At 61.9% G+C, this 13,570-nt stretch carries 12 protein-coding genes; 8 read left to right on the top strand and 4 right to left on the bottom strand.

Annotation, left to right across the window (positions count from 1 at the left end; genetic code table 11):
• The first annotated feature begins 45 nt into the window (after positions 1-45).
• The 6 genes from AC07W7_RS08165 (at position 46) to AC07W7_RS08190 (ending at position 6,978) form a co-directional block, all read left to right on the top strand.
• Positions 46-1,410 (top strand): aspartate aminotransferase family protein, encoded by a 1,365-nt coding sequence (locus tag AC07W7_RS08165; RefSeq protein ID WP_076963654.1) that lies wholly within the window; start codon positions 46-48, stop codon positions 1,408-1,410.
• 194 nt (positions 1,411-1,604) lie between these two features.
• Positions 1,605-2,702 carry a polyamine ABC transporter substrate-binding protein gene (locus tag AC07W7_RS08170; RefSeq protein WP_076963677.1) on the top strand — a complete coding sequence of 366 codons (1,098 nt, stop codon included), beginning with the start codon at positions 1,605-1,607 and terminating at the stop codon, positions 2,700-2,702.
• Between the two features lie 173 nt (positions 2,703-2,875).
• Positions 2,876-3,970: a polyamine ABC transporter substrate-binding protein gene (locus tag AC07W7_RS08175; RefSeq protein WP_495039064.1), complete on the top strand. Its 1,095-nt coding sequence runs from the start codon at positions 2,876-2,878 to the stop codon at positions 3,968-3,970.
• A 67-nt stretch (positions 3,971-4,037) separates the two neighbouring features.
• The gene (locus tag AC07W7_RS08180; protein ID WP_029289449.1) at positions 4,038-5,180 is read left to right on the top strand and encodes an ABC transporter ATP-binding protein; all 1,143 of its coding nucleotides are present in this window, start codon (positions 4,038-4,040) and stop codon (positions 5,178-5,180) included.
• Positions 5,177-6,097 (top strand): ABC transporter permease subunit, encoded by a 921-nt coding sequence (locus AC07W7_RS08185; protein ID WP_099168585.1) that lies wholly within the window; start codon positions 5,177-5,179, stop codon positions 6,095-6,097. The genes AC07W7_RS08180 and AC07W7_RS08185 overlap by 4 nt, the downstream gene beginning before the upstream one ends.
• Positions 6,094-6,978 (top strand): ABC transporter permease subunit, encoded by an 885-nt coding sequence (locus tag AC07W7_RS08190; RefSeq protein ID WP_038444270.1) that lies wholly within the window; start codon positions 6,094-6,096, stop codon positions 6,976-6,978. Before AC07W7_RS08185 ends, AC07W7_RS08190 begins: the two co-directional genes overlap by 4 nt.
• A 278-nt stretch (positions 6,979-7,256) precedes the next feature.
• On the opposite strand, the gene AC07W7_RS08195 is transcribed toward AC07W7_RS08190, so the two are convergent.
• Positions 7,257-7,610, bottom strand: coding sequence for a carboxymuconolactone decarboxylase family protein (locus tag AC07W7_RS08195; RefSeq protein WP_169866165.1), 354 nt, complete (start codon positions 7,608-7,610; stop codon positions 7,257-7,259).
• 99 nt (positions 7,611-7,709) lie between these two features.
• On the opposite strand from AC07W7_RS08195, the gene AC07W7_RS08200 reads away from it, so the two are divergent.
• Positions 7,710-8,615: an AraC family transcriptional regulator gene (locus AC07W7_RS08200; RefSeq protein ID WP_495039065.1), complete on the top strand. Its 906-nt coding sequence runs from the start codon at positions 7,710-7,712 to the stop codon at positions 8,613-8,615.
• Between the two features lie 26 nt (positions 8,616-8,641).
• Here AC07W7_RS08200 and AC07W7_RS08205 read toward each other — a convergent pair whose 3' ends face one another.
• Positions 8,642-11,011: a penicillin acylase family protein gene (locus AC07W7_RS08205; protein ID WP_495039066.1), complete on the bottom strand. Its 2,370-nt coding sequence runs from the start codon at positions 11,009-11,011 to the stop codon at positions 8,642-8,644.
• Positions 11,012-11,037: 26 nt separating this feature from the next.
• The gene (locus AC07W7_RS08210) at positions 11,038-11,613 is read right to left on the bottom strand and encodes a DUF6436 domain-containing protein (protein WP_197881413.1); all 576 of its coding nucleotides are present in this window, start codon (positions 11,611-11,613) and stop codon (positions 11,038-11,040) included.
• A 111-nt stretch (positions 11,614-11,724) separates the two neighbouring features.
• Between AC07W7_RS08210 and bipL the strand changes: the two genes are divergently transcribed.
• Complete coding sequence (gene bipL, locus AC07W7_RS08215) at positions 11,725-12,666, top strand: phospholipase BipL (RefSeq protein ID WP_099168590.1); 942 nt, start codon at positions 11,725-11,727, stop codon at positions 12,664-12,666.
• Between the two features lie 47 nt (positions 12,667-12,713).
• On the opposite strand, the gene AC07W7_RS08220 is transcribed toward bipL, so the two are convergent.
• Entirely contained in the window at positions 12,714-13,466 is a 753-nt protein-coding gene (locus AC07W7_RS08220) for a DUF2059 domain-containing protein (RefSeq protein ID WP_495039067.1), read from the bottom strand.
• Positions 13,467-13,570 lie beyond the last annotated feature (104 nt).

Here is a 13,570-nt window from a genome sequence, read left to right on the forward strand (position 1 = left end):
GCGGCTGTCATACGCCGCACCTTCACCTACTTTTTGGAGATTGGTATGTCCAGCAACAACCCGCAAACCCGTGAATGGCAAGCCCTGAGCAACGATCATCACCTGGCGCCGTTCAGCGATTTCAAGCAGTTGAAAGAGAAAGGCCCGCGCATCATCACCAACGCCAAGGGCGTTTACCTGTGGGACAGCGAAGGCAACAAGATCCTCGACGGCATGGCCGGCCTGTGGTGCGTGGCCATCGGTTATGGCCGCGACGAGCTGGCTGATGCCGCCGCCCAGCAGATGAAACAACTGCCTTATTACAACCTGTTCTTCCAGACCGCCCACCCGCCGGTGCTGGAACTGGCCAAGGCCATCGCCGATATCGCTCCGGCCGGCATGAACCATGTGTTCTTCACCGGCTCCGGCTCCGAAGGCAACGACACCATGTTGCGCATGGTCCGCCACTACTGGGCGATCAAGGGCCAGCCGAACAAAAAAACCATCATCAGCCGCAAGAATGGCTACCACGGCTCCACCGTGGCCGGCGCCAGCCTGGGCGGCATGACGTATATGCACGAGCAGGGCGACTTACCGATCCCGGGCATCGTGCACATCGCCCAGCCGTACTGGTTCGGCGAAGGCGGCGACATGAGCCCTGAAGAATTCGGGGTATGGGCGGCCAACCAACTGGAAGAGAAGATCCTCGAAGTCGGCGTGGACAACGTCGGTGCCTTTATCGCCGAGCCGATCCAGGGCGCCGGCGGTGTGATCGTGCCGCCAGAGACCTACTGGCCGCGCATCAAGGAAATCCTTGCCAAGTACGACATCCTGTTTGTCGCCGATGAAGTGATCTGTGGCTTTGGCCGCACCGGTGAGTGGTTCGGTAGCGACTTTTTCGGCCTCAAACCAGACATGATGACTATCGCCAAGGGCCTGACCTCGGGTTATATCCCCATGGGCGGCCTGGTCGTGCGCGACGAAGTGGTGGCGGTGCTCAACGAAGGTGGCGATTTCAACCACGGTTTCACCTATTCCGGCCACCCGGTGGCGGCGGCGGTGGCCCTGGAAAACATCCGCATCCTGCGCGATGAAAAAATTGTCAGCCGCGTCCATGACGAAACGGCACCGTATTTGCAAAAGCGTCTACGCGAGCTGGCGGATCATCCGCTGGTGGGCGAAGTGCGTGGTGTCGGCATGCTGGGGGCCATCGAGCTGGTCCAGGACAAGGCCACGCGCAAGCGTTATGAAGGCAAGGGCGTGGGCATGATCTGCCGCACCTTCTGCTTCGAGAACGGCCTGATCATGCGCGCCGTGGGCGATACCATGATCATTTCGCCGCCGCTGGTGATCAGCAAGGCCGAAATTGACGAGTTGGTCACCAAGGCTCGCCAGTGCCTGGACCTGACTTTGGCGGCATTGCAGGGCTAAGTGCTAGGCTCAGAATGCAGCGGCTGCGGCTGTTGCATCCGGGCAATGATAAATGCGGGGCTTTGGTTGAAAGCCGGCCCCTGAACTTGCCAGACTGTCGCCCTGTTTTGTCGCCCCTCGACGGGCCATGAAACATAGAGAAATGTGGCCCAAAAAAGAAAAAATTGGAGCATGACCGAATGAAGGCATTAGGTTTGAAGAACGCTGGCAAGACCCTCCTGGCCTTGTCCCTGATGGGCGCAATGGCCAGCATGGCCCAGGCTGCCGACAAAGTGCTGCACGTCTACAACTGGTCCGACTACATCGCACCGGACACCATCGCCAACTTTGAGAAAGAGTCCGGCATCAAGGTGGTGTACGACGTTTTTGACAGCAACGAAACCCTGGAAGCCAAGCTGCTGGCGGGCAAGTCCGGCTACGACGTGGTGGTGCCGTCGAACAACTTCCTGGCCAAGCAGATCAAGGCCGGTGTGTACCAGGAACTGGACAAGTCCAAGCTGCCCAACTGGAAGAACCTTGATACCGACCTGCTCAAGGCTGTCGGTGACGCCAGCGACAAAGGCAACCTGCACGCATTCCCGTACATGTGGGGCACCATCGGCATCGGCTACAACCCGGACAAGGTCAAGGCTGCGCTGGGCGTGGACAAGATCGACTCCTGGGATGTGCTGTTCAAGCCCGAGAACATCGAAAAACTCAAGAGCTGTGGCGTGAGCTTCCTCGACTCGCCAACCGAAATGATCCCGGTGGCCCTGCACTACCTGGGCTACCCGACCGACAGCCAGGACAAGAAGCAACTGGCTGAAGCCGAGGCACTGTTCCTCAAGATCCGTCCTTCGATAGGCTACTTCCACTCCTCCAAGTACATCTCGGACCTGGCCAACGGCAACATCTGCGTAGCCGTGGGTTACTCGGGTGACCTGGAACAATCCAAGTCCCGCGCGGCTGAAGCCGGTGGCAAGGTCAAGGTTTCCTACGCCATTCCGAAGGAAGGCGCAGGCAGCTTCTACGACATGGTTGCCATCCCTAAAGATGCCGAGAACCTGGACGCCGCCTACCAGTTCATGAACTACCTGCTCAAGCCTGAAGTCATGGCGGCAATCACCAACAGCGTACGTTTCCCGAACGGTAACAAGGCCGCCACGCCGCTGGTGAACAAGGATATCTCGGGCGACCCGAGCATCTACCCGTCGGATGACGTGAAAGCCAAGCTGTATGCAATCAGCGATCTGCCGGCCGCGACCCAGCGCCTGCTGACGCGCAGCTGGACCAAGATCAAGTCGGGTAAATAAGCAAGAACCTGTAGGAGCGAGCTTGTGTGGGAGCGGGCTCGCTCCCACCCAGGCCCGCTCTCACAAATTAAATGACAGAAAGTTTTGCCGGATCGGTTTATCGAGGGTAAGTTGCGCGCCGGTTTTGTTGTCGGGCAACAACTTTGGGCCCAACTATTTAAGAGGACCTCCACTTGCCAATTTCTTTATTTCGCAAAGCCTTGCTGGTAGGGGCGGGTCTCACGTTGGCAGTCAGCGTGCAGGCGGCTTCGACTGTGCATGTTTATAACTGGTCGGACTATATCGGCCCCGAGACCCTGGCCAACTTTGAAAAGGCCACCGGCATCAAGCCGGTCTATGACGTGTTCGATTCCAACGAAACCCTGGAAGGCAAATTACTGGCCGGGCGCACCGGGTATGACGTGGTGGTGCCGTCCAACCACTTCCTGGGCAAGCAGATCAAGGCGGGCGCGTTCCAGAAAATCGACAAGGCGCAGTTGAGCAACTACGCCAACCTCGACCCGGCGCTGCTCAAGCGCCTGGAAAAGAACGACCCGGGTAACCAATACGCCGTGCCCTACCTGTGGGGCACCAACGGCATTGGCTACAACGTCGACAAAGTCAAAGAAGTGCTGGGTGTCGACAAGATCGACTCTTGGGCTGTGCTGTTCGAGCCGGAAAACATGAAGAAGCTGGCCAGCTGCGGCGTGTCCTTCATGGACTCGGCCGATGAAATGCTGCCGGCGGTGCTCAACTACATGGGCCTGGACCCCAACAGCACCAACCCGGCCGACTACAAGAAGGCCGAGGAAAAGCTCCTGAAAGTGCGTCCCTATGTGACCTACTTCCACTCTTCCAAATACATCTCGGACCTGGCCAACGGCAATATCTGCGTGGCCGCCGGGTTCTCCGGCGATGTATTCCAGGCCAAGGCCCGTGCAGCCGAGGCGGGCAAGGGCGTGAATATCGCCTACGTGATTCCGAAAGAAGGCGGCAACCTGTGGTTTGACGTGCTGGCGATCCCCAAGGATTCGACCAACGTCAAGGAGGCCCACGCCTTCATCAACTATTTACTGCAACCTGAAGTGATCGCTCAGGTCAGTGATTATGTCGGCTACGCCAACCCTAACCCAGGGGCGGACACGCTGATGGAGCAATCGATACGCACTGACGAAGCGGTTTATCCACCGCAGGCGGTTCTCGACCGGACGTTTGTCAACTTCGAGCTACCCCCGAAAGTGCAACGCTTGATGACCCGTAGCTGGACCAAGGTCAAGACGGGCAAGTAAGGCTCACACTATCTAAGGTTCGTTCGTATTGGACGTTCTGCACTCTTTTTTTCTGGGAGTTTCGTAAATGGCAGTTGCCTCCGGCGCCTATAAGAAAGCCCTCGAGGGCGACCAGACACCGAAAAAGGTGTTGGTCAAAATCGACCGGGTCACGAAGAAGTTCGACGAGACGATTGCCGTGGACGATGTGTCCCTGGAAATCAAGAAAGGCGAGATCTTCGCCTTGCTCGGCGGATCGGGTTCGGGCAAGTCCACCTTGCTGCGCATGCTCGCAGGTTTCGAGCGCCCGACCGAAGGGCGGATTTTCCTCGACGGTGTGGATATCACCGACATGCCGCCCTACGAGCGGCCGATCAACATGATGTTCCAGTCCTACGCCTTGTTCCCCCATATGACCGTGGCGCAGAACATCGCCTTCGGCCTGCAACAGGACAAGATCCCCAAGGCCGAAGTCGAGGCCCGCGTGGCCGAGATGCTCAAGCTGGTACAGATGAGCCAGTACGCCAAGCGCAAGCCGCACCAGTTGTCTGGCGGCCAGCGTCAGCGGGTGGCCCTGGCCCGTTCCCTGGCCAAGCGCCCGAAACTGCTGCTGCTCGATGAGCCGATGGGCGCCCTGGACAAGAAGCTGCGCTCGCAGATGCAGCTGGAACTGGTGGAGATCATCGAGCGCGTCGGCGTGACCTGCGTGATGGTGACCCACGACCAGGAAGAGGCCATGACCATGGCCGAGCGCATCGCGATCATGCACCTGGGCTGGATCGCGCAGATCGGCAGCCCGATCGATATCTACGAAACCCCCACCAGCCGCCTGGTGTGCGAGTTCATCGGCAACGTCAACATCTTCGACACCGTGGTGGTGGATGACGCCGAAGGCCACGCGGTGCTCAAGTGCGCCGACCTGGACCGCGATATCTACGTGGGTTATGGCATCGCCACGTCGGTGGAAGACAAGTCGGTGACCTACGCCATCCGCCCGGAAAAACTGCTGGTCACCACCGAAATGCCGACCTGCGAGCACAACTGGTCCAGCGGCAAGGTGCATGACATTGCCTACCTGGGCGGCCACTCGGTGTTCTACGTCGAGCTGCCGAGCGGCAAGCTGGTGCAGTCCTTCGTCGCCAACGCCGAACGCCGTGGCGCGCGGCCGACCTGGGGTGACCAGGTCTACGTGTGGTGGGAAGACGACAGCGGCGTGGTACTTCGCTCATGAACATGAAGAAATTCAAACGGCGATTGCACCGAATAATTCCCAGCGGCAAGCAGGTGGTCATCGGGATTCCATTCCTGTGGCTGTTCCTGTTCTTCATGCTGCCGTTCTTCATTGTCCTGAAGATCAGCTTTGCCGAAGCCGACGTGGCGATCCCGCCCTACACCGAGATCTACACCTACCTCGAGCAGAAGCTGGAGGTGGTGCTCAACCTGGCCAACTACAGCCTGTTGGCCGGCGACGAGCTGTACATCGCCGCCTACCTGGGTTCGCTGAAGATGGCATTTTTCAGCACGGCCTTGTGCCTGCTGATCGGCTACCCGATGGCCTACGCCATCGCCAGTGCGCGCAAAGAGATGCAGACCGTACTGGTGCTGCTGATCATGATGCCGACCTGGACCGCGATCCTGATCCGCGTGTATGCGTGGATGGGCATCCTCAGCAACAACGGCTTGCTCAATGGCTTCCTGATGTCCATGGGCCTGATCAACGAGCCGTTGCAGATCCTCAACACCAATATCGCGGTGTATATCGGCGTGGTCTATTCGTACCTGCCGTTCATGATCCTGCCGCTGTACGCCAACCTGGTCAAACATGACCAGAGCCTGCTGGAAGCCGCGTCGGACCTGGGTTCGAGCACCTTCAACAGCTTCTGGAAAATCACCGTGCCGTTGTCCAAGAACGGCATCATCGCCGGCTGCATGCTGGTATTCATCCCGGTGGTGGGCGAGTTCGTGATCCCGGAACTGCTGGGCGGCCCGGAAACCCTGATGATCGGTAAAGTGTTGTGGCAAGAATTCTTCAACAACCGTGACTGGCCGGTGGCTTCCGCCCTGGCGGTGGTGATGCTGGCGATCCTGATCGTGCCGATCATTCTGTTTAACCGCAGCCAAGCCAAAGAGATGGAGGGCAAGGTATGAAGCGCTTCAGTTTCTCCAGCTTCATGCTGGTAGCCGGGTTGTTGTTCATCTACCTGCCGATGCTGATCCTGGTGATCTATTCGTTCAACGAATCGAAACTGGTGACGGTGTGGGGCGGCTGGTCGATCAAGTGGTACGTGGGCCTGTTGGACAACACCCAGTTGATGGGCTCGGTGGCGCGTTCCCTGGAAATCGCCTGCTACACGGCGGTGGCCGCGGTGGCGCTGGGCACATTGGCCGCGTTCGTGCTGACCCGTATCAGCCAGTTCAAGGGCCGCACGCTGTTCGGCGGCCTGGTGACCGCGCCACTGGTCATGCCCGAAGTGATCACCGGTCTGTCGCTGTTGCTGCTGTTCGTGGCCATGGCGCAGATGATCGGCTGGCCCCAGGAGCGTGGCATCGTCACCATCTGGATCGCCCACACCACGTTCTGTGCGGCGTATGTGGCGGTGGTGGTGTCGGCGCGCCTGCGGGAGCTGGACCTGTCGATCGAAGAAGCGGCCATGGACCTGGGGGCGCGGCCGTGGAAGGTGTTCTTCCTGATCACCATCCCGATGATCGCGCCTTCGCTGGCGGCGGGCGGCATGATGTCGTTCGCGCTGTCCCTGGATGACCTGGTACTGGCCAGCTTCGTCTCGGGCCCGGGCTCGACCACCTTGCCGATGGAAGTGTTCTCGGCGGTGCGCCTTGGGGTCAAGCCCGAGATCAACGCCGTGGCCAGCCTGATCCTGTTGGCGGTGTCGTTGGTGACGTTCCTGGTGTGGTTCTTCAGCCGCCGTGCTGAAGAGCGGCGCAAGAAGGCGATCCAGCAAGCGATTGAAGAAGCTGCGGCGGATGGCTGGAAACAGCCGGATGTACGCCGGGCGCCAGCACCGGTCTAAGACTGATCGCTCCCATGCTCCGCGTGGGAGTGCCTCCTGTGACGCTCTGCGTCACGCTGTGGACGCGGAGCGTCCTGGGCTGCATTCCCACGCAGAGCGTGGGAACGATCTTATGTACGTGCCAGCGCCGGTCTAAGACTGATCGCTCCCACGCTCTGCGTGGTAGCGCCTCCTGTGACGCTCTGCGTCACGCTGTGGACGCGGAGCGTCCAGGGCTGCATTCCCACGCAGAGCGTGGGAACGATCTTGATGTACGTGCCAGCGCCCGGCGTTTCAGCTCAACTTTGCGGCGTTGGTTTGAGTGTGTCGTAGGCTTCCAGCGCGCGCAGCGAGTAGATGTAGGCGGCGCCGGCATTCAACGAGATCGCGGTGGCAAGCGTCGCGGCGATTTCTTCGCGGGTGGCGCCGGCCTTGATCGCGGCGTCGGCATGCACGCCGATGCAGCCGTCGCAGCGGGTGGTGATGGCCACGGCAATCGCGATCAGTTCGCGGGTCTTGGCATCCAGGACGTTGTTTTCCTCGGCAGCCTCGCCCAGCGCCATGTAGGCTTTGACCATCTTCGGGTTGCTCTTGCCCAGTGCGCCAAAGGCGTTCTTCACGGTGGGCAGCAAGTCGGGCCAGTTATTGAACATTGCGTTGACTCCTGAACGGGTTGGGTGTGAAGCCAGTGTGTGCCGTTCGGATTTGGCGGTATTGTTCGATCCGCTCATCTTTTTGACCGATATTCGCAAATGAACGCTATCGACACGCTGATCACACTGGCCAACCTGCGCGGCCGCCTTGACGTGCGCTGCCAGTTCCAGGGCGACTGGGCCCTGGACCATGCGCCCGAATCGCTGGGGGTGGCGCCGTATCATATTGTCGTACGGGGGACCTGCCACGCCGAGCTTTCGGGTGGGCAGCAGGTGACGCTGGTAGAAGGCGATATCCTGTTGATGCCCGGTGGTGCGACCCATCTGCTGCGCAGCCAGGGCGCGCAGGCCCCGCCGAGGCTGCCCACGGTGATCGACAGCGGGGTACTGAAGGTGCATCGCTTGGGCGGTGATCAGCCGCAGGTGGAGATGCTCTGTGGCGCCTTTCACTACAACCGCCAGTCGTTGCTGTTTGCGGCCTTGCCCGAGTACCTGGTGGTGTCCAGCCGACAATGGCCGGCCGATGGGCAACTGGCGGCACTGATTGCGCTGATGCGCAGCGAGGCTGACGGTGAGCGGCTGGGCGCGCGGTCGTTTATTGATGCCCTGTCGGTGGCGCTGTTCACCTTGCTGGTGCGCACCTGGTTGGCGCAACAGGCGCCGCTGGCCGGCACCTTTGCCTTGCTCACCGACAAACGCCTGGGCCGCGCCTGGCAGGCGATGCTGGCCGAGCCCGGGCATGACTGGACCATCGACAGCCTGGCGGGGGCTGCATCGATGTCCCGGGCCACGTTCATGCGCGCATTTGTCAAAGTGGCCGGCGTGTCGCCGTGGGTGCTGCTGACCCAGTTGCGCATGGAGCTGGCGTTCAATCTGCTGCAGCAGTCACGGCTGAGCCTGACGGATATTGCGGCCCGGGTGGGTTACCAGTCCCAGGCGGCGTTCAGCAAGAAATTCAAGGAGGCATATGGCCAAGCGCCCGGTCGAATGCGCAACGCAGATTAAAACTGTGGGCTTGTGTGGGTGTTTCTTCAGGGCTGTTGTGGGGGGCGGGCCGGCAACAACTTGAGGGTGCCGCGAGTATTGGCCTGGACCTCTTCTTCATCAAAATGCGCCTGCTCGTAGCCACCCTCGATATACGTCTGGGCCTGGTCGGCATAGTGCTTGTCGAACGGCACGCCGCTTTGGCCGACCGGGTTGATGGTCAGGGCGTGGGCGGCGTCGGCAAAGTCCACCAGGCGTCGGGTGGACGGGCCGTACGTCACCGGCCATGGCGCCGGGCCGATGATTGCCGACAGGTTGTTCGGCACTTCGTGGCTGCCCGGTGCGGCAAACGGCCCGACATTGACGATCTGGTCCAGTGGCTGCTTGACGCCCAGCGGATGGCCGTGGGTCAGGGTATGGGCCTTGCCCCACTGCCACTGCGCCGGGTCAGCGCCGAAGGTGCTTTTCAGATGGGCCAGGCTCTTGTCCCAGGCGCGCTTGAGCGTCTCGGCGCGCTGGCCGTTCCACCACGGCGAATCCACCGCAGCAGCCAGGCGCGGCAAGGCCGCGTCGACGACACGGGTGGTGATCAGGGTCTTGAACATCTCGTCGCCCAGCTTGGGGCGAAAGGCCGCGTCGGCCAGGTCGTACAACAGTTGGTTGAACAGCGTGGCCGGGATCGACTCTACCGGGTAGTCACCTTTCCACGCGGCCAGTTGCTCCAGCAACTTGAGTTCGGCGGGGTCCTTGACCACCTCGCGCAGCACCGGCAACAGCGGCGCCAGCAGGCGGGGCCCGTAGGCGGTGGTGGTGCCCAGTTGCACGGCCTGGCTGTTGTCCAGGTCCCATTTGACCTGGTTGTCGCTCAATTGCGCGTTCAACTGTTGGCCGCGGTCCGCCAGGTTGTAATAGCCGGGGATCGGCATGCCCGTGGGCGACACCGGCTGGGCATTGGCCGAGACCACGTAGCCACGGGTGGGGTTTTCTTCCTGGGGGTTGGCGCTGAACGGGTAGAAGCCCAGCTTGTCGGCCTGGGCCGTACTGCCGTCGAGGATAAACCCGGGGTTGGCCCCGGCCGGGCGGATCGGCAGTTGCGCCGCCGCCCACCAGCCGATATCGCCCCGGGCATTGGCCCACACGATATTGAGCCCCGGCGCATGCACCTTGGCCACCGCCATGCGCGCCTTGGCCAGGGTGTCGGCGCGATTGAGCTGGTAGAAACCCTCGAGGATCGGGTTTTCGGTGTCGAGGAAGGCCCACCACATGGCAATCGGCGTGGTGCCGGCATGGGCGCCCAGCACGTCGTTGATGATCGGGCCGTGGGGCGACTGGCGCAGGGTCAGCGTTACCGGGGCCTGGCCCTTGACCGCGATCTGTTGTTCGCTGGTGGTCATGTCGACCCACTGGTCGTGGTAGCGCACCTGGTTGAGGTTGTCCGGGTTGACCTGCTCGGCGATCAGGTCGAGGTCATCGTTCTGGAACATCGTCAGGCTCCAGCCAAACGCCTTGTTGTGGCCCAGGAACGCCACCGGCACCAAGGCGTTGTGATAACCATAGAGTTCAAAGCCGGGCGCCGACAGATGCGCCTCGTACCACACCGACGGCACCGAGAACCGGATATGCGGGTCGCCTGCCAGCAACGGCTTGCCGCTTTTGGTGCGGTTGCCGCTGATGGCCCAGGCGTTGCTGCCCTCGAACTGCGGCAGGCCGTTGTCGGCCAGGGCCTGCTCGCTGAGGCGGGCGATGGCACTCAGGCCTTGCCAGTCGGCGGCGGCCAGGCCCAGGTCGCCGTTGGGCTTCCAGTCGAGGTCAAATACTTGCAGGTAGTCGCTGCCCAGTTGGTCGCGCACGTAGGTCAACAAAGGCTCTGTACGAAAAGCTGCGGCAAAGCTGTAGGCCAGGTAGCCGGCGATGCTGACGGTGTCGGCCGCGGTGAACGGCCGCTTGGGGATGCCCAGCACGTCGAACTCCATGGGGCTGGCGTGGCGGTCCTGATATTGGTTGATCCCGTCCAGATAGGCTTGCAGGGCCTTCCAGTGCGGTGACTGGCGGTCCATCTGCGCGGCATAGGTGGTGGCGCGCTCGCCGATGCGCAGGCTGCGGAACAGTTTGTCGGTGTCCAGCAACTTGGCGCCCAGCACCTCGGCCAGTTCACCGCGCGCCAGGCGGCGCATGATTTCCATCTGGAACAGGCGGTCCTGGGCGTGCACATAACCCAGGGCGCGATACAGGTCGGCCTCGTTCTCGGCGCGGATATGCGGCACGCCACGGTCGTCGTAGCGCACCGTGACCGAGCCTTGCAGGTTGGCCAACTCTACCGTGCCCTGGCGGGTGGGTTGCTTGCTGTAGACGTACCAGCCAGCCCCGAGGGCGATCAACACCAGCAGGGCCGCAAGACCCGACAAGACGCGCTTCATGAACAATCCTTTTTATTCGTGTAGGGCTATGAACCTTCCGGCCAAGAACAATAGCAGCCCACCGCCAGGGTGTGGGTCGCGTTCACCGCTCGACCGCCCTTGAGCGCCTGCAGGATCGGTTCGATAAAGCTGTTGCTCGAATTACAGGTCAGGCCCTCGCTGTACGGGCCGAAATACGCCAGTTTGCCATTGCGATCCCAGATCCCCACTGCCGGGCTGGCGGGCAGTTGGTCGGCACCGGGCAGGCTGGTGAGGATTTTCATCGTGCCCAGGGTCGCGGGCAGTTGGCCGTGGCTGCCGGTTTTTTGCAGGGCATAGAACTCCACGCCCTGGGGCGCGTATTGCTCGATCAGTTCACTCAGGTGCTGCTGGTTGCCGACATTGCACGGGCAGGCCGGGTCCCAGAAGTGCACCAGGCGGATCGGCCCGGGCCCGGCGAGGTCGTCGGGCAGGCGCAGCAGGTCCCCGGAAAACACCGCTGTATGTTCGCTGAAAGCCCGCAGGTAGCGGCCCTGGAACCAGTCATACGCGGCCCACAGCACGGCGGCGCAGATCAGCAGGATCAGGCTGGCGAACAGGGCGGTGCGGTAGGGTTTTCGCATTCAGAACCATCCTCGAAGGTGGCGTAGCTTGCCATGCTTGCCCTGACAGATGAATATCGCGACTCGATATTCATCTGTTCAAGGCTGTGAAGCCTGAGTCTGGAAGTGTTTATGCCTGTTACCTTTGACCCCGATCATCTGCGCGAAAGCTTGCGGCCCCTGGTGGACGCGCAGCCGCTTTCGGCCGAGGCCAGGGTCTACCAGCGCTTCTACGGGCTGGACCTGGCCGCGCGCAAAACCCCGGTGGCCAGCCGCCTGGGGTGCTTCGAGGTGGAGGGGTTCAAGGTGGTCAGCCAGGCCTGGTGGCCGGCGCAACCTGTGGCAACACTGTTTATGTTCCACGGTTTCTACGACCATATGGGCCTGTACCGCAACGTGGTGGAGTGGGGCCTGGACCAGGGCTTCGTGGTGATTGCCTGCGATTTGCCGGGCCATGGCCTGTCCAGCGGCGAGCGCGCCAGCATCGATGATTTTGCGGTGTACCAGCACGTGGTGCAGGGCTTGTTCGAGCAGGCCGACGCGCTGCAACTGCCCAAGCCCTGGCATCTGTTCGGGCAAAGTACCGGTGGGGCGATTGTGGTGGACCATCTGCTCAACCAGGGCGCCAGCAGCCCGGCGCAGGGGCAGACGTTCCTGTTGTCGCCACTGGTGCGGCCGCGTGCCTGGGGCTGGTCGCAGCTCAGCTATTACCTGCTCAAGCCGTTCGTCAAAGGCATCGCCCGGCGCTTCAGCGATAACAGCAACGACCCGGCGTTCCGCCCCTTCCTCGAAGCCGACCCATTGCAGCCCCGGCAGTTGCCGACCGCCTGGGTGGGCGCGCTGGCGCGCTGGATCAAACGCATCGAAGCGGCGCCGCGCAGTCCGCGGCGGCCCCTGATCGTGCAGGGCGAGGAGGATATGACGGTGGATTGGCAGCACAACCTGCAGGTGCTGCGTGGCAAGTTTGATCAGCCGCAGGTCCTGATGTTGCCCCGTGGGCGGCATCACTTGGCCAATGAGCTGCCTGAAATTCGCGAGGAATACTTCAAGTTCCTCACCGACCATCTGACCTGACCCTTCCCCCTGTAGGCGCGAGCAAGCTCGCTCCTACAGGGCGGGTATCAGGGGGCCAGGCTTGAGGTGCTCTGGCCGACCGCCAGCCCGGCGCGGATCGCCGCCAGTGCCGCCTGGTAGTAAGCCTTGCCTTCCGGCGATTCGGCAAAGGTGGCGAACTCTTCCAGCTCCGGGTTCGACAGGTCCCGATAGACGTACAGCAGGGTGTTGTGCAGGTCATTGCCGATCTGCTGCATCAAGCGCTCGCGCTGGCCGTTGAGCAGGCTTTGCGCCTGGCCTGCGCCCAACAGGCCAGGGATCATCTGGCTCAGGCTGTCTGCGGCCACGCCGGCAATCGCCAGGCTGACCTCGGCCCCGGCTTCGCGGGCGGGCAGGGCCTGGGCCAGGTGGCCGATGATCAGGCTGCGGGTGGCGTCGGCCTGGATCTGCGGCAAACCCTGGGCGTTCTTGGCCAACTGGTCACGGCGGGTCGCCAGCAACTCGGCGGCGACAATCTTGCGCCCCAGCGGCGACTGGAAAAACGCCAGCGCCGGCTTGGGGTCGGCCAGGTTCTGGCGCAACTGGGCTTCGGCGCGCTGATCCATGGCCTTGGGGGCGAAGCGTTTATTGCTGTTGTCCACCAGCGCCTGGTACACCGCCGGTGGCAAGCTGTTGCGGTAGCGCTGCTGGGCGGCACTCAAGGCGTCAGTAAAATGCGCACGTTGTTCCGGCCAGCCGGCGACCGTGTACAACTGGTCATGGCTGTCTGCCCAGGCGGGCAACACGCAGAACATCAGCAAGGATAAAAACAAACGACGCATAGGGACTCCTGTCAGTCGGCCACTATTGTCCGTGTCGGGCGTAGGATTTGTCGAGAAGTCCTATCAATCGCCTGACTAAAGTGTATTTAGGCGCTCGGCGGCGC

The organism is Pseudomonas sp. GW821-FHT01D09, from assembly GCF_059422465.1.

Coding starts and splice junctions, on each gene's coding strand:
- AC07W7_RS08190 (WP_038444270.1), top strand. CDS start 6,094: ATGAAGCGCTTCAGTTTCTCCAGCTTCATGCTGGTAGCCGGGTTGTTG.
- AC07W7_RS08205 (WP_495039066.1), bottom strand. CDS start 11,011: ATGAAGCGCGTCTTGTCGGGTCTTGCGGCCCTGCTGGTGTTGATCGCC.
- AC07W7_RS08210 (WP_197881413.1), bottom strand. CDS start 11,613: ATGCGAAAACCCTACCGCACCGCCCTGTTCGCCAGCCTGATCCTGCTG.
- bipL (WP_099168590.1), top strand. CDS start 11,725: ATGCCTGTTACCTTTGACCCCGATCATCTGCGCGAAAGCTTGCGGCCC.
- AC07W7_RS08195 (WP_169866165.1), bottom strand. CDS start 7,610: ATGTTCAATAACTGGCCCGACTTGCTGCCCACCGTGAAGAACGCCTTT.
- AC07W7_RS08220 (WP_495039067.1), bottom strand. CDS start 13,466: ATGCGTCGTTTGTTTTTATCCTTGCTGATGTTCTGCGTGTTGCCCGCC.
- AC07W7_RS08180 (WP_029289449.1), top strand. CDS start 4,038: ATGGCAGTTGCCTCCGGCGCCTATAAGAAAGCCCTCGAGGGCGACCAG.
- AC07W7_RS08200 (WP_495039065.1), top strand. CDS start 7,710: ATGAACGCTATCGACACGCTGATCACACTGGCCAACCTGCGCGGCCGC.
- AC07W7_RS08185 (WP_099168585.1), top strand. CDS start 5,177: ATGAACATGAAGAAATTCAAACGGCGATTGCACCGAATAATTCCCAGC.
- AC07W7_RS08165 (WP_076963654.1), top strand. CDS start 46: ATGTCCAGCAACAACCCGCAAACCCGTGAATGGCAAGCCCTGAGCAAC.